Below are 19,261 nucleotides of genomic sequence, written 5' to 3'. Positions count from 1 at the left end.
GAAGGTTCGCGCCTCGCGTTGTTATTCGATCGAGGCCTCTATCTCCGACGCGCTCGACACCTTGCGCAACTCATCGGCGATTACCGACACGAGCGCATCCGCTGCCGCGTTCAAGGGCCGCCGCGGATGCGTTACGCACACAATGTGCCGCACGATGCGCGGCGCGAGAATCGGATACGCGCGCAGGCTGCCCTGACGCACCGCGCGCTGCACCGCGATGCGCGGCAGAATCGTCGCGAAGCGCGTGCTTTCCACGAGCTTCACGATCGTGCTCAATACGTCGATTTCGAAGCGCGGTGCGAGCAGCACGTCCTCGTGCTGGGCGGCCGTATCTAGCACGCCGCGCAGGCCGTGGCGCTTTGTGGGCAGCACGAGTTCCAGTTCGGGAAGCTGTGCGAGTTCGATCGCGTGAGGCAACTCGGGGCCGTTCGCGGCGCTTGTCACGAGCACCATTTCCTCATCGAGCAACGGCTGTGCGTCGAGCGAGAGACGCGCGCGCGGTTTGTTGATGAGCGCCGCGTCGAGCTGACCGCCCGCCACCCAGTCGATGAACGTGGCGCTGTAGCCGTCTGCCACTGTCACTTCGACATGCGGATAGCGCTCGTGAAAGCGCGACAACGCATCGGCGAGCACGCTTTCGGTCACCGACGCAATCAGCCCGATCGACACATGCCCGGTCACCACTTCGTCGCGCTGTACGAGTTGCTGACGTGCGTGCGCGAGGTCCCGCATGATCGGCAGAAAGAGGCGATACATCAGCCGCCCGGCCGCGGTCGGCGCCATGCCATGCGCGTTGCGCTCGAACAGTTGCTGATGCAGTTCCTCTTCGAGTTTGCCGATCTGCATGCTGAGCGCGGGCTGCACGATATTCAGCCGTTTAGCGGCTCGGGTGACGGAGCCGTCCTCGAACAGCGCGATGAAGTACTGGATTTGCCGGAGGTCCATGTTGGTATGAGTAAAACATCAGCAAACGTAATGACCGGGGCGCGGCTTATCAGAACACACGCTGCGGACCGGAGGGCACATCGCTAGCAGGGATGAACAGCCTCGCGCATGTGCCGCTGTATGCGGATGGTTGATTGATAACCTGCCTACAAACGGCTGTCATTGGTGCTAACACCCATATCATCGGGAATGATTCGAAGCATCAATATTCCATATTAGAAGTTATACGCGGATCTCGTTACGCTTTCATCATCAACTGGCGCTCCCTTCCGACATGAAGCGGAACTCAAGCGGGGCATCAAGCCAGTCATCGATGGAGACGCAGATGAATACACGCGATGCCGCACCGCACGACACCTCACACCCGAGCTGGGCCCGCAAAGGCGGAGCCCTTGCTTTGCGCGACTGGCTCGCGCATCTCGCGCGCAGCGGACGCCTCGCGACGATCGACCAACCCGTCGCGCTGGAACATGAGCTGGCGGCGATTGCCAAGCGCCTCGACGGCACGCAGGCGGCTTTTTTCACGCGACCGGGCGGTCACCGCGTGCCGGTGGTGAGCGGCTTCATGTCGCGGCGCGCATGGATCGCGGAAGCGCTCGGGGTGGACGAGACTCAATTGCTCGCGCGCTTCAGCGATGCTGCGGAGCATCCGCTCGCATCACGACGCGTGCCGCGCGACGAAGCGCCGTGCCAACAGGTCGTGCATACGAAGAACATCGACCTTCACGCGCTATTGCCGATTCCTACACATAGCGAACATGACAACGGCCCGTACATTACCGCCGGCCTCGTGATTGCGCGCAATCCGCGTACCGGCGTGCAGAACGTGTCGATCAACCGGATTCAGGTGCACGCTGCGGACCGCATGGCGATCCTGCTGTTGCCGCGTCATCTTCACGCATTCCAGAAAGCGGCGGAAGCGGCTGGCGACGCGCTCGACGTGGCCGTCGCGATAGGCGTCGATCCGCTCACGATGCTCGCATCGCAAGCTATTTCTCCAATCGACTGCGACGAACTGGAGATCGCTGGCGCGTTGCATGGCGCACCGCTGCCGGTCGCAAATTGCGTGAGCAACGGGGTACATGTACCGGCTTTCGCTGAAATCGTGATCGAAGGCCGCATCTTGCCGAACGTGCGCGAGATGGAAGGACCGTTCGGCGAGTTCCCGAAGTACTACAGCGCACAGGAAGCGCGCGAGGTGATCGAGGTCACCGCCGTCACACATCGCAACGACCCGATCTTTCATACGATCGTGCCCGCCGAAATGGAGCATTTGCTGCTCGGCGCAATTCCCCGCGAGGCGACGCTGCTCGCGCATCTGCAACGCAGCCATCCGAACGTGAAGGACGTGCACCTGTCGGTGGGCGGAGTGTGCCGTTATCACCTGTGGGTGCAGTTCGAGAAGATGCGTGAGGGCGAGGCGAAGAACGTGATCCTGTGCGCATTCGGCGCGCATTACGACATCAAGCAGGTGGTCGTGGTCGATACCGACGTGGACGTGCACGATCCCGCCGAAATCGAATGGGCAATTGCCACGCGCTTCCAGGCGGATCGCGATCTCGTCGTGATCGAAGGTGCGCAAGGCTCGCCACTCGATCCGTCGACTACCGTCGGCCAGCCCGAGGACGCACCACCGTATCTGCAGGGCATCAGCGCGAAGATGGGACTCGACGCGACGCGTCCGGTTGCCTATGCATCGCACGTGTTCACCCGCGTGCGGATTCCCGGTGAGGACACAGTGGATCTGAACACACTCATCGCGGCGGATAACGCCGCGTTCGACGCTTATCTCGGTGACGGTCATGTCTGAATCGACGCTCGACACTACCCGGCGCGATGTGCGCGCGGCTCGGACGCAGCGAATCGTCGTCGGCATTTCAGGCGCTAGCGGCGCGCTGATCGGCGCGCGCCTGCTCGCTGCATTGCGCCGTCTCGGCACACACGAGACGCACCTGATCGTCTCGGCATCGGGCGCGGTCACGGCTGCACAAGAACTCGGCATGACCCGTGGCGACCTCGATAGCCTGGCCGACGTGGTCTACAACGTGCGCGATATCGGCGCGGCGGTGGCGAGCGGTTCGTTCATCACGGCGGGCATGGTGATCGCACCGTGCTCGATGAAAACGCTCGCCGCCGTGGCGAACGGTTTCGCCGACAACCTGCTGACGCGCGCCGCCGACGTCATGCTCAAGGAGCGTCGCCGCCTCGTCATGGTCGCGCGCGAAACGCCGTTGAATCTCGCGCATTTGCGCAATATGACGCACGCGACCGAGATGGGCGCGATCGTGATGCCGCCGGTGCCCGCGTTTTACGCGCATCCAAAAACAATCGAAGACGTAGTCGATCACACCGTCGGGCGCATTCTCGATCTGTTCGGTATCGAGCACGGGGAGATCGCCCAACGCTGGAGCGGCCTCGCCGACGAATTCGCGCAACGGCAAGCCGGAGGCGAGCAATGAACCAGCGCGATCTGGTGAATACAGCCGATGCGGCCACACGCGAACGCGAAGCCGACGCCGCGCAAGGCGCACAGCGTCATGTGGGGCGCCCGATGCAGCGTCTCGAAGATCCGGCGATTCTCACGGGCCGCGGCCGCTATGGCGACGACATCGGCGTGCGTCCCGGCACGCTCCACGCGGCGGTCTTGCGCTCGCCGCATGCGCATGCGGAACTGCTTGCAATCGATACGCAAGCCGCGTCGCAACTGCGAGGCGTGCGCGCGATTCTCACGCGTGACGATCTGCGCGCATGGTCGCGCCCGTTCGTGGTCGGTATCAAATCGCCGATGGAGCAGTGGGCGCTCGCGATGGACCGTGTGCGGTATGTCGGCGAACCGGTGGCGGTCGTACTCGCCGAATCGCGCGCTCTCGCTGAAGACGCACTGGATCTCATCAAGGTCGAATACGCGACGCTGGAACCTGTAACGTCGATCGAGGAAGCTGTCGGAGATGACTCTGCGGTGCTGCACGAGAAGGTGGGCAGCAACGTGATCAGCGACCGGCATTTCCGGTACGGCGAGCCGGAGGCGGCGTTCGAAAAAGCGCCGCATCGCGTGAAACTGGTCGCGCATTATCCGCGCAATACGTGTGCGCCGATCGAATGCGGCGTGGTGATTGCCGAGTATCTGCCCGGCGACGAAGGTTATGACGTCACGTCGAATTTCATGGGACCGTTCTCGCTGCACGCGGTCATGGCGATGGCCTTGAACGTGCCGGCGAATCGTCTGCGTCACAAGGCGCCGCGCGATTCGGGCGGAAGCTTCGGCGTGAAGCAGGCGGTGTTTCCGTATGTGGTGCTGATGTGCCTCGCGTCGCGCAAAGCCGGCGCACCGGTCAAGTGGGTCGAGGATCGGCTCGAGCATTTGAGTGCGGCGACGTCCGCCACGGCGCGCCTTTCCACCATCGAAGCGGCGGTCGAAAACGATGGGCGCATCACCGCGCTGTCCTACGACCAGCTCGAAGACTGCGGCGCATATGTGCGCGCGCCGGAGCCCGCAACCTTCTATCGCATGCATGGGTGTCTCACGGGCGCCTACGCGATCGACAATCTGCTCGTGCGCAACCGCGTCGTGATCACCAGCAAGACGCCCACTGGACTCGTGCGAGGGTTTGGCGGACCGCAGGTGTATTTCGCGCTCGAACGGCTCATGCAGCGTATCGCGGTCGAACTCGGGCTCGACGTGCTCGACGTGTATCGCCGCAACTTCGTGCGCGCCGATGCGTTCCCGTATCGCGCTGCGGCAGGCGCGCTGCTCGATTCCGGCAACTATCAGGAAGCGTTGCGCCGTGCACTCGGCGAAGGCGGCTATGACGAACTGCGTGCACGCCGTGAGGCCGCGCGTAACGAAGGGCGCCTGTACGGCATTGGCTTCTCGGCGATCGTCGAGCCGTCAATCTCGAACATGGGTTACATCACGACCGTGATGCCCGCTGAAGCGCGTCGAAAGGCCGGTCCGAAAAGCGGCGCGATTGCCAGCGCGACGGTCAGCGTGGATCTGCTCGGCGGCGTGGTCGTGACGATTGCATCGACGCCTGCGGGCCAGGGCCACATGACGGTATGCGCGCAGGTGGTGGCCGATGTGCTCGGCATTGCGCCGCACGAGGTGGCCGTCAACGTCGAATTCGATACGCACAAGGACGCATGGTCGGTCGCTGCGGGCAATTATTCGAGCCGCTTTGCGGGCGCGGTCGCGGGCACCGTGCATCTCGCGGCCATGCGCGTGCGCGACAAGATCGCGCGCATCGTGTCGAAGCAACTGAACTGTGCGCCGCAAGACGTCCGCTTCGAGGGCGGCCGCATCTTTGCACAAGGCGCGGAAGATCGCGCGCAACCGTTTGGCCGGGTCGCCGCGAATGCGCCGCATTGGGCGCCCGCGTTGCTGCCCGAGGGCGAGGAGCCCGGCTTGCGCGAGACGGTGTTCTGGAATCCGCCGAACATGGCGGCGCCCGATGAAAACGACCGCGTCAATACGTCGGCGGCCTATGGTTTTGTGTTCGACATGTGCGGTGTCGAAGTGGATCGCGCAACGGGCCGCGTGCGCATCGACCGTTATGTGACCGCGCACGACGCCGGCACGTTGCTCAATCCCGCGCTCGCCGACGGCCAGATTCGCGGCGCGTTCGCACAAGGACTCGGCGCGGCGCTGATGGAGGAGTTCCGTTATGGCGCGGACGGCAGCTTCCAGTCGGGCACGCTTGCCGACTATCTGATGCCGACTGCGTGCGAGGTGCCCGATCCTGTGATCGTGCATCTGGAAACACCGTCGCCGTTCACGCCGCTCGGAGCGAAGGGGCTCGGCGAGGGTAACAACATGAGCACGCCGCCATGCATCGCGAATGCGGTGGCCGATGCGCTCGGCGTCGACGACATCCGTTTGCCGCTTACGCCTTCGAAAGTCATGGGGCTGATCGGCATCGACGACCCCGAGCCCTCGCGCCCCGAGTTGCGCGAAGCGCCCGCGCCGAAGAACCCCGCGATGTCCGGCGGCGGCAAGGCACTCACCGCGCAAGGCAGTGTAGATCTGCCCGCAACGCCCGAAGCCGTGTTTGCCGTGCTGCTCGATCCGAAGGCGCTCGCGAAGGTGATTCCCGGCTGCCATGCGCTCGAACCCGAAGGTCCGAATCAGTATCGTGCGGACGTGACGGTGGGTGTCGGCATGATCAAGGCGCGGTTCGAAGCAAAGATCGGTTTGTCGGAGATCGACGCACCGCACCGTTTGCGCCTCGCGGGCGCGGGCATATCGTCGCTTGGCAGCGCGCGCGGCAGCGGCCTTGTCGAACTGACGCCTATCGCGAACGGTACGCGTCTTTCTTACGACTACGAGGCGCAGGTCTCGGGCAAGGTCGCGGCGGTCGGCGCGCGCATGCTGGAAGGCGCGGCAAAAGTCGTGTTGCGTCAACTGTTCGAATCGCTGGGACGCCAGGCCGCGGGCGAGCCGCTCGCCGCGTCTGCCCACAGTTCAGGTAAGGGCGGCGGTTCGTGGCTGTCGCGCTTGTTGGCCCGCTTCAGGAGACAACGATGAAACCCGCGCCGTTCGATTACCTGCGCGCAATGAACGCGCAGCATGCGCTCGACGCACTGGCGCAACACGGCGAAGACGCACGCGTGCTCGCGGGCGGCCAATCGCTGATGGCCGTGCTGAATATGCGGCTCGCGCAACCGCGCATGCTGATCGACATTTCGCGCACCGGCGAACTGGACTCGGTGCGCGTCGACCGCAAGGCCGGTTCATTGACGGTGGGCGCGGCGGCGACACAAGGCAGCGTCGAATGGCGCGCGTCGCTGCGCGACGAAGTGCCGTTGCTCGCAATGGCCTTTCCGCACATCTCGCACTTTCAGATTCGCAATCGCGGCACCGTGTGCGGCTCGATCGCGCATGCGGACCCGAGCGCCGAACTGCCGCTCGTGCTGAGCGCGCTAGGCGGCGACGTGATGCTGCGCTCGAAAAAGAAGCCACGCGTGCTGTCGGCTGACGCGTTTTTCCAGGGCATGTTGATGACCGCACGCGAGCCCGACGAACTCGTCGAAGCGGTGCGTTTCCCGTTAAAGCGCGAAGGCGAGCGTTATGGCTTCGCGGAATTCTCCGCACGTCATGGCGATTTCGCGATTGTCGCGTGCGCCGCAGTGGTCACCGACGATGCCATCCGTCTCGCCGTGGGCGGCGTGGCGGACCGGCCGGTGGTCGAGCAATGGCCGCGTCTGTCCGGCGACGATTTGCGCGGGGCGTTGAACGATTTGAGCTGGAAGCTGGGCGCGCAGGACAACGCGCATATCAGTGCGAGATATCGCCGGCATCTGGTCCGGCAACTCGGATGGCGCGTGATAGAGGAGGCAAAGTGAGCAACACATCCAACGGAAAAATGGCAGACGGCCTGCCGCAAATCGTGCGGCGAGACGAACGGCAGTGCGTGACGCTGACGTTCAACGGCCGGGAACGCAGCGCGTATTGCGAGCCGCGCGACCTGCTGTCCGACTTCATCCGTCACGAACTGGGGGCGACCGGCACGCACGTAGGCTGCGAGCACGGCGTCTGCGGTGCGTGCACTGTTCAGGTAGGCGGCGTTGCCGCGCGGTCCTGTCTGATGCTGGCCGTGCAGGCGCAAGGGCAGCGCATCGACACTGTCGAAGGTCTTGCGCCAGACATGGTGCTCGGGGATCTGCAGGAAGCGTTTCAACGCCATCACGCATTGCAATGCGGGTTCTGCACGGCGGGCATCCTGATGTCGTGCGCCGACTATCTGCAACGCGTGCCCGATCCGAGCGAAGCGCAGGTGCGTGACATGCTGTCCGGCCACTTGTGCCGCTGTACCGGCTATACGCCGATCGTCGCGGCCGTGCTCGATGTGGCCGCGCGCCGCCGGCATCGCAACGTGACGGGCGACGCGCTGGAGGCGAGCCATGCTTGACCTCGGGCGTACATTTTTGCAAAGCGTCGAGCGCAGTCCGAACGCGTTGGCACTCGTGGACGGCGAGCTTGCGCTCACGTATGCGCAGTGGCACGACATCATCGTCGATGTGGCCGACGGTCTGCGCGGGCTCGGCCTCGCGCACGGCGACCGCTTGCTTGCAGTGCTGCAAAACCGCTGGGAAATGGCGACCCTGCACTGGGCGTGTCAGTTTGCAGGCATTGTGCTCGTGCCGTTGAACTGGCGGGCAAAACCCGAAGAGCTGGATTACTGCGTGAGCGACGCGGGCGCGAAGGCAATCGTCTACGAGCCGGTGTCGGCCGAAGCGGTGATGCAAAGTCCTGCAGCGCAACAGCTGCCGCGTATCGGACTCGACGTTGCGCCCGGGCGCAGCGCGGGCTTCGACAGCCTGCTCACAGAGCTTGCCGGCCGCGCGAACTCCGACGCGGATGCACATGCCGGCGCGGACGACTATTCGCTGATTCTCTATACGTCGGGTACGACGGGCAAGGCGAAGGGCGTGCCGCGGCGTCACCGGCAGGAACGCGCGGCAGCGCTCGCGCATGTGGCGCAAAACCTCTACCGTCATGGCGAATGCACGCTCGGCGTGATGCCGCTTTATCACACGATGGGCGTGCGCTCGCTTCTCGCCATGGCACTGGTGGACGGCACGTTCGTTTGCGCGCGCCGCTGGAATGCGCGTTTCGCGCTTGAGGCTATCGCGCGTCACAAGGTCACGTGCCTCTATCTCGTGCCGACGCTTTATCACGATCTGCTAGGCGATCCTGCGTTCGCGTCGACGGATACGTCCACGGTGACCAAGCTCGGCTTCGCCGGTGCGCCGATGAACGATGGCTTGCTCAAACGCCTCTCGGCGGCATTCGAACCGGAGCTGTTCGTCAATCACTACGGCTCGTCCGAGGTCTACACATTCAGTATCGACCAGGACGCGACGAAAAAACCGGGCAGCGCGGGGCGCGCGGGCATCAACACACGTTTGCGGGTCGTGAAGCTCGACGCCGGCACGCCCGACGATTTCGCGGACGTCGGCGAAGAAGGCCAGATCATCGTCGACCTGCTGGGCGACGAAGCGTTCGAAGGCTACTGGAACCGGCCGGACGCGAACGCGAAGTCGTTGCGCGACGGCTGGTACTTCACGGGCGACACCGGCTATATCGACAGCGATGGCGATCTGTACGTGTCCGGCCGCGTCGACGACATGATCATCAGCGGCGGCGAGAACATTTCGCCGGTCGATATCGAGTCGGTGCTCTCGCTGCATCCGGCCGTGGACGACGTCGCGGTGGCCGGCGTGAAGGACGAACGCTGGGGCCAGCGCGTGGTGGCCTTCATCAAACGGCGTGAATACGTCGACGCCGAAACGCTCGATGCGTACTGCCGCACGTCGGGTCTCGTCAACTTCAAGCGACCGCGTGAATACGTGTTCGTGGACGATATACCGAAGTCGCCGGTCGGCAAGATTTTGCGCCGCAAGCTGTCCGCCGGCGAATACCTGAGAGACGAGCGCGGCAACGAAACCATTCAGAAGCAAACCGAAATCAACAAGGAGTGATTCTCATGACCGAGCTGACCCACCGCGGCCAGAGCCTGCTGCAAGACCTCGACGGCTTTTCGATCGAGTTCGACGCCGAACGCGAGCGCGCCGACATCGTTCTGCACCGGCCGCCGTTCAACGTGATTTCGATGCATGCGCGGGATCAGTTGCGCGCAGCCTTCGAGGCACTCGACGAAGACGAGCGCGTGCGCGTGATCGTGGTGCGCGCGAAGGGCGAGCATTTTTCGAGCGGCGGCGATATCAAGGGCTTTCTGGAAGCGTCGCCGGAACACGTGTCGAAGCTCGCTTGGAATATCGCGGCGCCGGCGCGCTGCTCGAAGCCGGTGATTGCCGCCAATCGCGGCTTCTGCTTCGGCGTGGGCTTCGAATTGTCGCTCGCCTGCGACTTCCGGATTGCGACCGACACCACCTTCTATGCGCTGCCTGAACAGAAGCTCGGACAGATTCCCGGCTCGGGCGGATCGGCGCGCTTGCAGCAAATGGTCGGCATAGGCCGCACCAAGGACATTGTGATGCGTTCGCGGCGCATTCCGGGCAAACAGGCATATGAGTGGGGCATCGCGGTCGAGTGCGTAGCCGACGCGCAACTCGAAGCGGCCACCGATGCGCTCGTCGACGAACTTCGTGCGTTCTCGCCGCTCGCGCAGCGAACCGCGAAGAAGCTGCTCAACGATACCGAGGACGCGCCGCTGTCGATCGCAATCGAACTCGAAGGACATTGTTATAGCCGCTTGCGCACGTCCGACGATTTCCGCGAAGGCGTCGAGGCGTTCCATGGCAAGCGCAAGCCGGTGTTTCGCGGCAGTTGAACAGTCCGCGGTGCCGTAGCACATAAAACGATTCAGGAGACACGCAGATGGAATACTTCGATTACGTGATCGTCGGTGGCGGATCGGCGGGGTGCGTGCTCGCGCAGCGCCTCTCCGCGGTGCCGTCGCTGCGCGTCGCGCTGATCGAAGCCGGCGCGGACACGCCGCCGGGCCGCGTCCCCCCGGAGATTCTCGACAGTTATCCACTGCCGGTGTTTTGCGGCAACACGTATATCTGGCCTGAACTGACGGCGCGCGCCACGCGCGCTTCGGCGCCGCGAGTCTATGAACAGGGTCGCGTGATGGGCGGCGGCTCCAGCATCAATGTGCAGTCGGCCAATCGCGGTTTGCCGCGCGACTACGACGCGTGGGCGGCGAACGGCGCGAGCGGCTGGGGCTGGAAAGACGTGCTGCCGTATTTTCGCAAGCTCGAACGCGACGTCGATTTTCCCGACGGCGAATTGCACGGCAAAGAAGGACCCGTGCCGATCAGGCGCATCATGCCCGCCGATTGGCCGCCTTTTTGCAACGCGTTCGCCACCGGCTTGCGCAAGAACGGGATCGCGCCACTGCACGACCAGAATGCCGAATTCGGCGACGGCTTTTTTCCCGCCGCATTCTCGAATCTCGACGACCACCGGGTGTCCACGGCAATCGCGTATCTCGACGAGTCCACGCGCAAGCGCACCAATCTGCATATCCATGCCGATCTGCGAGTGGAGCGCATCGTGATGGAAGGGCGCGTGGCGCGCGGCGTGGTCGCGCTCGCACGCAACGGCGAGCGCGTTCGATTCAACGCGAACGAAGTCGTGTTGTGCGCGGGTGCGCTGCAGTCGCCCGCGATGCTGATGCGCGCGGGCATCGGCCCCAGGGAGGAGCTGGACGCGCTCGGCATCGACTGTGTCATCGATCTGCCGGGCGTGGGACGTAATCTGCAGGATCATCCGTCGCTCACGTTCTGCCATTTTCTCGCGCCGCAATTGCGCATGCCATTGTCGCGGCGACGCGCGAGCATGATGGCCGCGCGCCTGAGTTCGGGCATCGCGGGCGGCGAAGCGTCGGACCTGTATCTGTCGAGTGCGACCCGCGCCGCCTGGCACGAACTCGGCAACCGCCTGGGGCTCTTTTTTCTCTGGTGCAACCGTCCTTATTCGCGTGGCCGCGTGCAGCTCGTTAGCGCCGATCCCGCCGCGCCGCCGCGCGTCGATCTGAATCTGCTCGACGACCCGCGCGATATCGCGCGGCTTGCCTGTGGCGTGCGGATGCTCGCGCAAATCGTCGCGGCCTCGGGGCTCGGCGAGAACTCCCGCGATTTCTTTTCCGCTGCGTTTTCCGCGCGGGTAAAAGCGCTGAGCCGCGTCAGCACGAGCAATGCGCTGCTGACGTCGCTGCTCGGCCGTTTGCTCGACGGCCCCGCGCCGCTGCGGCGCATGTTGATCGAACGCTTCTTCACGCGTGGTCAGCGGCTCGGCGACCTGCTCGCCGATCAGGCCGCGCTCGAGGATTTCATTCGCGCGAACGTGTTCGGCGTCTGGCATGCGAGCGGCACCTGCCGCATGGGCGACGCCAACGATCCGGCGGCCGTCACCGATACGGCGGGCAGCGTGCGCGGCACACAGGGTTTGCGCGTCGTGGACGCGTCGTTGATGCCGCGGCTGCCGTCCGCGAATACGAACATCCCGACCATCATGATGGCCGAGAAGATCGCCGACGCAATACTCGCGCGGCGCCTTCCCGGGCATGCGGACATTGCGTGCCGCGCCGATTATCGCCAAGCATTCCTCAAGGTTTCTTAACACCAGCAAAGCACGCGAAAGAACGTGCGCCAAATCGCGGACGATCGAGAGACGCCCGCAGACAGTCAAGGAGATGACGATGTCCGTAGCAGCGCAAAATAGCGCCGCCTTGCCCGCGATCGATCAGCGGCAAGTGATGGGTGCAGTATTCGCCTCGTGCCTGGGTTGGGCACTGGATCTGTTCGACCTGTTCGTGTTGCTGTTCGTCGCGCCAGTGGTCGGGCGGCTGTTCTTTCCGTCCGATCACGCGATGCTGTCGCTAGCGGCGGTATACGCGTCGTTTGCAGTGACGCTGCTGATGCGCCCGCTCGGTTCCGCCTGGTTCGGCTCATATGCGGACCGCCATGGACGCAAGGGCGCGATGATCATCGCCGTGGTCGGCGTAGGCCTTTCCACTGCCGCATTCGGCGCACTGCCGACGGTCGCGCAGGTCGGCCTTGCCGCGCCGATCATCTTTCTCGTGCTGCGTCTCGTGCAGGGCGTGTTCGTGGGCGGCGTGGTGGCGTCGACTCATACGATCGGCACCGAATCCGTCGCGCCGAAATATCGCGGCGCGGTGTCGGGTCTGATCGGCGGCGGCGGGGCAGGGCTCGGCGCGTTGCTCGCGTCGCTCACGTATCTCGCGATGTCCACGCTGTTCCCCGGCCAGCTCTTCGAAGTCTGGGGCTGGCGTTGCATGTTCTTTACCGGCATCGTCAGTTCGGTGCTCGGGTTGTTCGTATTCAGCAGCCTCGAAGAATCGCCGCTGTGGAAAAAACTCGCGGCCGAAAAAGCCGCCAAGGCCGCGGCTGCCTCCACGTCGGCGGTGAAGGCGCCGGTCGAAGTGGTGCGCTCGCCGGTGCGCACGCTGTTTTCGCGCGACTACCGCTCGATCCTCTTCGTCAATTTGCTGCTGACGGTAGGCGGCGGCAGCGGTTACTACCTTACGTCGGGTTATCTGCCGACTTTCCTGAAAGTGGTGAGCCACGCGCCGAACGGCGCGGCCGCGGCGATCCTGATGTTGTGCAGCGTGGCGGTGGTGATTGCATCGGTCGCCGCTGGACATCTAAGCACCTTCATCGGCCGCAAGACGGCGTTCGTGTGGCTCGGGCTGATTCGTCTCTTCGCGTTGCCCGCGCTGTTCCTGCTGTTGGCGGGCGCATCCAGCATCACGATGGTCGGCGTCTATGCGGTGATTCTCAGCGCGCTCGGCAGCGCCGGCTACGCGCCGCTTCTGATCTTCCTGAACGAGCGCTTTCCCACCGCGATTCGCGCGACCGGCACGGGATTGTCGTGGAATATCGGCTTCGCTATCGGCGGGATGATGCCGACGGCGGTCTCGCTCGTCGCAAAAGATGCGAGCCAGTTGCCATTGACGCTTGCGGTCTTTGTCGGCGCGATCAGCGTGATCTTCCTGACCGGCGCGTTCATCGTGCCGGAAACGCTCGGCAAGCTCGATCAGGGTGCGGTTCGCGAACCGGTATGAAGCACCGGCAGCGCGTCAGCGTTTCGTTTGCTGCGAAGACCACGGCGCTCAGGCGAGCGCCGTGCCGGTCGTCACCCGGCGGATCTCTTCGGTGATGATGTCGATGAGCGCCAGCGCGGCCGGGCCGAGCGGGCGCTTCGGATGACTCACGAGGATAATGTGCCGCACGATGGGCGGCGACGCGATTGCACGCACGCACAGCACGCCTTGATCGACCTTGCGCTGCACGACGACGCGCGGCAGGATCGTCGCCACGCTGCTTTGTTCGACGAACTGCACGATCGTGTTCAGCAGGTCGATCTCGAACTTCGGCTTGATCACCACATTGGCCGCGAGGAGCGCGGCGTCGAGCACGCCGCGCAGGCCGTTGCGCCGTGTGGGCAGCACCAGTTCCACGTCGGCGAGCGCGGCAAGCTCGAGTGTCGGCGGCAGCTGCGGGCCGAGCGCGGCGCTCGTCACGAGCACCATCTCTTCGTCGAGCAGCGGCACGACGTCGAGTGTCAGGCGTCCACGCGGCTTGTTGATGACGGCTGCGTCGAGCCGACCCGCTTCGACCGCGTCGATCAGTTGCGCGCTGAAGCCGTCCGCGACCGATACCTCGACTTGCGGGAACATCGCGTTGAATCTTGCGAGGGATTCCGGCAGCACGCTTTCCGCCTCCGACGACACCATGCCGAGCGCGACGCGGCCAGTGACGATCGCATCGCGCCGGCTCAACTGCTCACGCGCGCGCTCGATGTCGCGCATGATCGGCGTGTAGAGGCGATACATCTGGCGCGCGGCGTCGGTCGGCGTCATGCCATGCGGCCCGCGTTCAAACAGCTTCTGATGCAGCTCGGCTTCCAGCTTCGAAATCTGCATGCTGAGCGCCGGCTGCACGATATTGAGCCGCTTGGCTGCCCGCGTGACCGAGCCGTCCTCGAAAAGTGCGATGAAGTACTGGATTTGCCTGAGGTCCATGAAGCGCGAGTGCCAGCTGGAAATGCCTGAAATGCCGAGTGTAATCGCAAGCCGGCGCAAAGCTCGCGGCGGCGGCGCGGACGGCGTTGCAACGCCGTCACGAAGGTCTTACCGAGCGCTGCTACAATCTCGTCTTTCTCGATTGGTTGTGCGCTATGGGTTTCGAACAACTTGCTGAACTGAAGAAGCAACTGGCCGCGGCACGCGCCCAGTCTGCGCCTGCCGCGAAGGCCGAGGCCCGGTCCGGCGCCAAGGCCGAGGGCAGGTCGGACGCACGGCGCGATGCCAGGAATGACGGCAAGCCTGGTGCGAAGCCCGCAAAGCCTTCGAATGCGGCGCACTCCGCGAACTCCGGCACAGCGCCGGGCGTGAAGGCGGACCGGCGGCCTGCCGGCAAGCCGTCGCATCAGCGCCGTGGCGGTGGTCCTGGTGCTGCTGCCGGCGCGGCAAGGCCCGCAGCGGCGCCCGCGGCAGACGCCAAACCGGTCGATCCAGTGGTGAAGTCCATCGGGCGTCTGCAAAAGCGTTTCCCCAATGCGTTCCCGAAGAACCCGGCGCCGAAGCTGCCGCTGAAGGTCGGCATCTTCGAAGACCTCGTGGTGCACGCGAAGGACCTGTCGCTGAGCGAAGCCGAACTGCGCGACGCGATCAAGACCTGGTGCCGCGGCAGCCGCTACTGGAAGTCGCTCGTCGAAGGCGCGGCCCGCGTGGATCTAACGGGCGCGGAGGCCGGCAAGGTCACGGCGCAGGAAGCAGCGGGCGCGCAACGTTTGCAGGCCCATCGCGCTGCGAAGAGCGCGAAGGCGGCGGCTGCGTCGGCCGATTCACAGAAAGAAACGCCCGCCGCAGGTTCCGTGGATGCTGCGGCGCCGGTTCAAGAAGCCGCTCAGGAGGCTCCGAAGGACGCTTCCCTCGAAGCTTCACAGTCAGGCGACCAGAAGAATCCGCAAGCCGGTTCTCCGGATGCGTCGCCTGACGACAAAGTTGCTGCGCAATCCGCCAACGTGTCGCAGACCACTCCGGCCGACCCTGAAGCCTGAATGATGCAGAAGCCGGCCACCTGGAACCCACGGTGGCCGCTTATCACGGTGGCCGCTCATTCAGTGCGCCGCAGCCGCAAGTCTCGCGCGCACAAATCCGACGTGTTCGCGCAATACATAGAATGCGTCCGCATACGCTAACGGCATGCGCAGCCGATTCAGCGATTCCTCGATCTGATCAAGTTCCGCGAAGAGCCGCTTGCGCTCGTCGTCGGTCGTCTGCGCGAGCGCGCCGCGCTCGATCGCAATCAGCGAACCGTAATAGCGGTAGATGCGCGAACGCACTCGCCACGCATACAGCGCCGGGATCAGCCGCATCGCGGGAAAGAGCAATACGGCCACCGGCAACAGCAACACGAGCGTGCGGTCGCCGATGCTCGCGAGCCAGAACGGCAGCGTCCGGTACAGAAAGCTCTTGCCCGTGCGGTAGTACCGTTGCGCGTCTTCGCTGATCTGATACTCGTGCGCGGTCGGGCTGGGGAATTGGCCCGCGCGCTGTAACAGGCCCGGCATGCCGTGCACTTCCTGCGCCGCTTCGATCAGCAGATCGGAGATTGCCGGATGCAGATCGGTTCGCGCCACCAGTTCGACCGTCGGGCTGATCAGATGCACGGTCTCAGCCGGGATTTTGTGCCGCAGATCGAGCACGCCTGGCGGCAGATCGATCTGATCCAGATACGGAAAGAGCCGCGTGTAGGCGCTGGCTTCGTCGAAATTCAGCACCGAAATGCCCGGCACGCGAAGCAGGCGCAGCATCAGCCCGCGCGTGGCGGAATCGCCGCTCAGGATCGCCGCGTCCACCTCGCCCTTGACGAGTTGCGTGGCCGCTTGCAGACCGTCGCTCGGCATGAGCGTTGTGTCGCCGCCCGGTCCGATGCCGTTTGCATCGAGCAGCTTGAGCGCAAGCAACCGCGTGCCGCTGCCTTCGCGGCCCACCGCGATTCGCTTGCCTTCGAGTTGGGACAGCTGCGTCACGCCCGTGCCGCGGTAAAACACCACCACGGGGACATAGAAGACGCTGCCAAGCGACATCAGCGACGACGTGTCGAGCCCGTCCGCCACGCCGCCCTGGACGAGCGCGAGGTCGACGTGCTGCTTAGGGTCGAGCAGGCGCTTCAGGTTCTGCACGGAGCCGTCGGACTCGAGCACCTTCAGCGTCACGCCGTTTTGCGCGAGGATCTTTTTATATTGATCGGCGGCGATGACAAACGAACTGTCGTGCGGGCCGGCGCTCAGCGTGATCGTCTTCGGCGGAGCGGGGTCCACGATCCACACGATCAGCGAGACCATGAGCAGGATCACCGCCGCCACGACGATATAAGGCAGCGTGTGATCGCGCCACTCGGCGCGCGGAGAATCGCGAGGAAACTGCGGAGGACGATGCGGACGCTGCGCTTTCATAGGCGTTCCGTGCGATTGCCGGGATAGGGCATTGTCCACCGCCGCAGGTAGAGTTGTCGTCGGCAGTTTGCTCTATTGACGACGAGGCGCGACCCGATGCGAAGCGCAGGCGGCCGGGCCGCCGAGTCGAGCCTGAACAGTTGCCGGAGTTCCGCGAAAGTCATTTAATCGGTCAGGTTGCCAATCGTTCCTCAAGCATTGACTACGCTAGCAAGGAGACGATCGTGTTGTCTGCGGCATTGGATACTCTGGGTGCGTTGGCGGTGCTGTTGAGCATCGCCGTGCATATCGCGCTCGCGCGCAAACGCTGAAGCCGCGCCACCGGGCCGGCAATCCCATCTCCTTACAGTCCGCTTGCCGATTGTTCGGCGATTGTTCGGCTGTCCCGACGTATCTTTTCGCCGCGAGCCGCTTTATCCACATGGTCGCCGTGCTTACATTGTGTCCAGTGCCAGCGCCGCAGCAGTTCTGCTGAAACAGCGTGAATGCCGCGAATCGTCGCGGCAGCACTCAGGCGCTAACCCAACTCAAGGACATACGATCATGAGCAAGCTCGCAGGCAAGGTTGCAGTTGTAACGGGTGCATCGAAAGGTATTGGCGCGGCGATCGCGAAGAGCCTGGCCGCGCAAGGCGCGTCGGTGGTGGTGAACTACGCGTCGAGCAAGGCCGGCGCCGACGACGTGGTCGCCGCCATCACCGCCGCTGGCGGCAAAGCGGTAGCGGTGGCTGGCGACGTGTCGAAAGCCGCGGATGCAAAAGGCATCGTCGACGCGGCGGTGGAGACGTATGGCCGCCTCGATATTCTTGTCAACAACTCCGGCGTGTACGGGTTCTCGCCGATCGAAGAGATCACCGAAGAGCATTTCCATAAGCACTTCAATGTGAACGTTCTGGGTCTGCTGCTGGTCACGCAGGCAGCGGTCAAGCATCTTGGCGAAGGCGGCAGCATCGTCAACGTGAGTTCGGTTGTGAGCCGCATCACGCCGCCGGGCAGCGCGGTCTATACGGCGACGAAGGGCGCGGTGGACGGCATCACGGGCGTGCTTGCGAAAGAACTCGGGCCGCGCAAGATTCGCGTGAACTCGGTGAATCCGGGCATGGTTGCGACCGAAGGCACGCATAGCGCGGGCTTTATCGGCTCAGACCTGGAAACGTGGGCGGTGAGCACGACGCCGCTCGGCCGCATCGGTCAACCGGACGACATCGCCGAGGTCGTCACGTTCCTCGCCTCCGACGAAGCACGCTGGCTCACCGGCGAAAGCCTGATCGCAAGCGGCGGAGCACGTTAAGAGCACAGCGCGCGCCTTAACCGGGCGCGCGCCGTTGATTCGGACGCCGATTCGAATGCGTCGCACAGATTGAAGAGAAGCAGCACGAAGGCAAGCGGCGCAGAAGGTAGCGGAAAAACGCCGCTGAAAAACGCCGCTTTCCGCTGTCACACAGTCGTTGCCTCGATGCCTGGCAACTGCACAGCAAACAACGCGTCGAGCAGGTTCGACCCCGGCCGCTCAGCGAGCCGCGTGAGCGATTCGATCATCCGCACCTGACAATCGTCGAGCGGGATCATCCGGATACGCCGCGACTGGTTGAATTCCGCTCGGGCAATCACACCGACGCCCATGCCCTGGGCCACCGCTTCTTCGAGCGCCTCGCGGCCGTCCACGTACATGACCGGCTCCACTTGCAGCGACTCGCGCACCAGTTCGATCTCCAGCAGTTGCTGCGTGACCGATTGCGGCTCGCGAAAAATCATCGGCTGCTGCACGAGTTCGCGATAGCTCAGCTTGCGTTTCTTCGCGACCGGATAGCGCACCGGCACCATGGCTACCAGCGGATCGCGCCGCAACACGCGCGATTCGAGCCGGCTGTGCACCTGCGGCGCGGCGGTAATGGCCGCGTCCACCGCGCTCGACAGCACCCGCTGCATGCAGTCCGCCGCGTTGGCGATGGACAGCGTCACCACAATGCCCGGATGCAGCTTGCGAAACGCGCTGATTAGCGCGACCGCGAGATCCGGTGCGTCTGCCGCAAGCGACAGCGAGCCTGACTCCAGTCCGCCCGCAGATTCGAGCAATTGCCGCGCGTCGCGCTCGCAGCTGAGCATATGCCGCGTCACGCTGAAGAGGCGCAGCCCGAGTTCGGTGGTTTCGACACCGCGCGGTCCGCGCTCGAACAGTTTCACGCCGTAATCCTGCTCCAGTCTGCGCACGTGATCCGACACCGCCGGTTGCGAAAGCGACAGCGCCTGTGCCGCCCGCGAAAATCCGCCGTGTTCGGCCACCGCATGAAACGCCCGCAATTGCGCGTATTGCACGTAAGCCTCCGTGGCATTGGAATGGGCTAGGTATAAGTATTTGCGATAT

16 protein-coding genes are annotated in these 19,261 nt (G+C 64.3%); 12 read left to right on the top strand and 4 right to left on the bottom strand.

Annotated features, from left to right (window positions below; all coding sequences use genetic code 11):
• Positions 1-21: 21 nt before the first annotated feature.
• A complete protein-coding gene (locus BCA01S_RS12185) occupies positions 22-945 on the bottom strand; it encodes a LysR family transcriptional regulator (RefSeq protein ID WP_027777125.1) in 924 nt (307 codons plus the stop codon).
• Between the two features lie 325 nt (positions 946-1,270).
• On the opposite strand from BCA01S_RS12185, the gene BCA01S_RS12180 reads away from it, so the two are divergent.
• The 9 genes from BCA01S_RS12180 to BCA01S_RS12140 all read left to right on the top strand — a co-directional run bounded on the left by BCA01S_RS12180 (position 1,271) and on the right by BCA01S_RS12140 (position 13,496).
• Entirely contained in the window at positions 1,271-2,755 is a 1,485-nt protein-coding gene (locus BCA01S_RS12180; protein ID WP_027777124.1) for a UbiD family decarboxylase, read from the top strand.
• Complete coding sequence (locus tag BCA01S_RS12175) at positions 2,748-3,404, top strand: UbiX family flavin prenyltransferase (RefSeq protein ID WP_042318508.1); 657 nt, start codon at positions 2,748-2,750, stop codon at positions 3,402-3,404. Before BCA01S_RS12180 ends, BCA01S_RS12175 begins: the two co-directional genes overlap by 8 nt.
• Positions 3,401-6,466, top strand: a complete 3,066-nt coding sequence (locus tag BCA01S_RS12170; RefSeq protein ID WP_027777122.1) for a xanthine dehydrogenase family protein molybdopterin-binding subunit — start codon at positions 3,401-3,403, stop codon at positions 6,464-6,466. The genes BCA01S_RS12175 and BCA01S_RS12170 overlap by 4 nt, the downstream gene beginning before the upstream one ends.
• Positions 6,463-7,284: an FAD binding domain-containing protein gene (locus BCA01S_RS12165; protein WP_027777121.1), complete on the top strand. Its 822-nt coding sequence runs from the start codon at positions 6,463-6,465 to the stop codon at positions 7,282-7,284. Before BCA01S_RS12170 ends, BCA01S_RS12165 begins: the two co-directional genes overlap by 4 nt.
• Before the next feature lie 20 nt (positions 7,285-7,304).
• Positions 7,305-7,850: a (2Fe-2S)-binding protein gene (locus tag BCA01S_RS12160; RefSeq protein WP_042318504.1), complete on the top strand. Its 546-nt coding sequence runs from the start codon at positions 7,305-7,307 to the stop codon at positions 7,848-7,850.
• On the top strand, positions 7,843-9,423 hold the full coding sequence (locus BCA01S_RS12155; protein WP_027777119.1) for an AMP-binding protein: 1,581 nt from the start codon (positions 7,843-7,845) through the stop codon (positions 9,421-9,423). The genes BCA01S_RS12160 and BCA01S_RS12155 overlap by 8 nt, the downstream gene beginning before the upstream one ends.
• Before the next feature lie 5 nt (positions 9,424-9,428).
• Positions 9,429-10,235 (top strand): enoyl-CoA hydratase/isomerase family protein, encoded by an 807-nt coding sequence (locus tag BCA01S_RS12150; RefSeq protein WP_027777118.1) that lies wholly within the window; start codon positions 9,429-9,431, stop codon positions 10,233-10,235.
• Positions 10,236-10,282: 47 nt separating this feature from the next.
• Positions 10,283-12,031 (top strand): GMC family oxidoreductase, encoded by a 1,749-nt coding sequence (locus BCA01S_RS12145; protein ID WP_027777117.1) that lies wholly within the window; start codon positions 10,283-10,285, stop codon positions 12,029-12,031.
• 79 nt (positions 12,032-12,110) lie between these two features.
• On the top strand, positions 12,111-13,496 hold the full coding sequence (locus BCA01S_RS12140) for an MFS transporter (RefSeq protein ID WP_027777116.1): 1,386 nt from the start codon (positions 12,111-12,113) through the stop codon (positions 13,494-13,496).
• 48 nt (positions 13,497-13,544) lie between these two features.
• Here the strand turns inward: BCA01S_RS12140 and BCA01S_RS12135 are convergent, their stop codons facing one another.
• Positions 13,545-14,456, bottom strand: coding sequence for a LysR family transcriptional regulator (locus BCA01S_RS12135; RefSeq protein WP_027777115.1), 912 nt, complete (start codon positions 14,454-14,456; stop codon positions 13,545-13,547).
• A gap of 155 nt (positions 14,457-14,611) precedes the next feature.
• Here BCA01S_RS12135 and BCA01S_RS12130 point away from each other — a divergent pair, with 155 nt between their 5' ends.
• Positions 14,612-15,496, top strand: a complete 885-nt coding sequence (locus BCA01S_RS12130) for a ProQ/FinO family protein (RefSeq protein WP_027777114.1) — start codon at positions 14,612-14,614, stop codon at positions 15,494-15,496.
• A gap of 60 nt (positions 15,497-15,556) precedes the next feature.
• On the opposite strand, the gene BCA01S_RS12125 is transcribed toward BCA01S_RS12130, so the two are convergent.
• Entirely contained in the window at positions 15,557-16,897 is a 1,341-nt protein-coding gene (locus tag BCA01S_RS12125) for a TAXI family TRAP transporter solute-binding subunit (RefSeq protein ID WP_027777113.1), read from the bottom strand.
• A 53-nt stretch (positions 16,898-16,950) separates the two neighbouring features.
• Between BCA01S_RS12125 and BCA01S_RS37955 the strand changes: the two genes are divergently transcribed.
• Together BCA01S_RS37955 and BCA01S_RS12115 are read left to right on the top strand one after the other, a co-directional pair.
• Positions 16,951-17,208, top strand: a complete 258-nt coding sequence (locus BCA01S_RS37955; RefSeq protein WP_146221185.1) for a hypothetical protein — start codon at positions 16,951-16,953, stop codon at positions 17,206-17,208.
• A gap of 232 nt (positions 17,209-17,440) precedes the next feature.
• Positions 17,441-18,187: a glucose 1-dehydrogenase gene (locus BCA01S_RS12115; RefSeq protein WP_027777112.1), complete on the top strand. Its 747-nt coding sequence runs from the start codon at positions 17,441-17,443 to the stop codon at positions 18,185-18,187.
• A gap of 146 nt (positions 18,188-18,333) precedes the next feature.
• Here the strand turns inward: BCA01S_RS12115 and BCA01S_RS12110 are convergent, their stop codons facing one another.
• A complete protein-coding gene (locus BCA01S_RS12110; RefSeq protein ID WP_027777111.1) occupies positions 18,334-19,212 on the bottom strand; it encodes a LysR substrate-binding domain-containing protein in 879 nt (292 codons plus the stop codon).
• Positions 19,213-19,261 lie beyond the last annotated feature (49 nt).

It is taken from the genome of Paraburkholderia caledonica NBRC 102488, from assembly GCF_000685095.1.
GTDB lineage: Bacteria > Pseudomonadota > Gammaproteobacteria > Burkholderiales > Burkholderiaceae > Paraburkholderia > Paraburkholderia caledonica.
The sequence above is the reverse complement of the archived record's forward strand: the minus strand, read 5'-3'. Positions and strand labels throughout refer to the sequence as shown.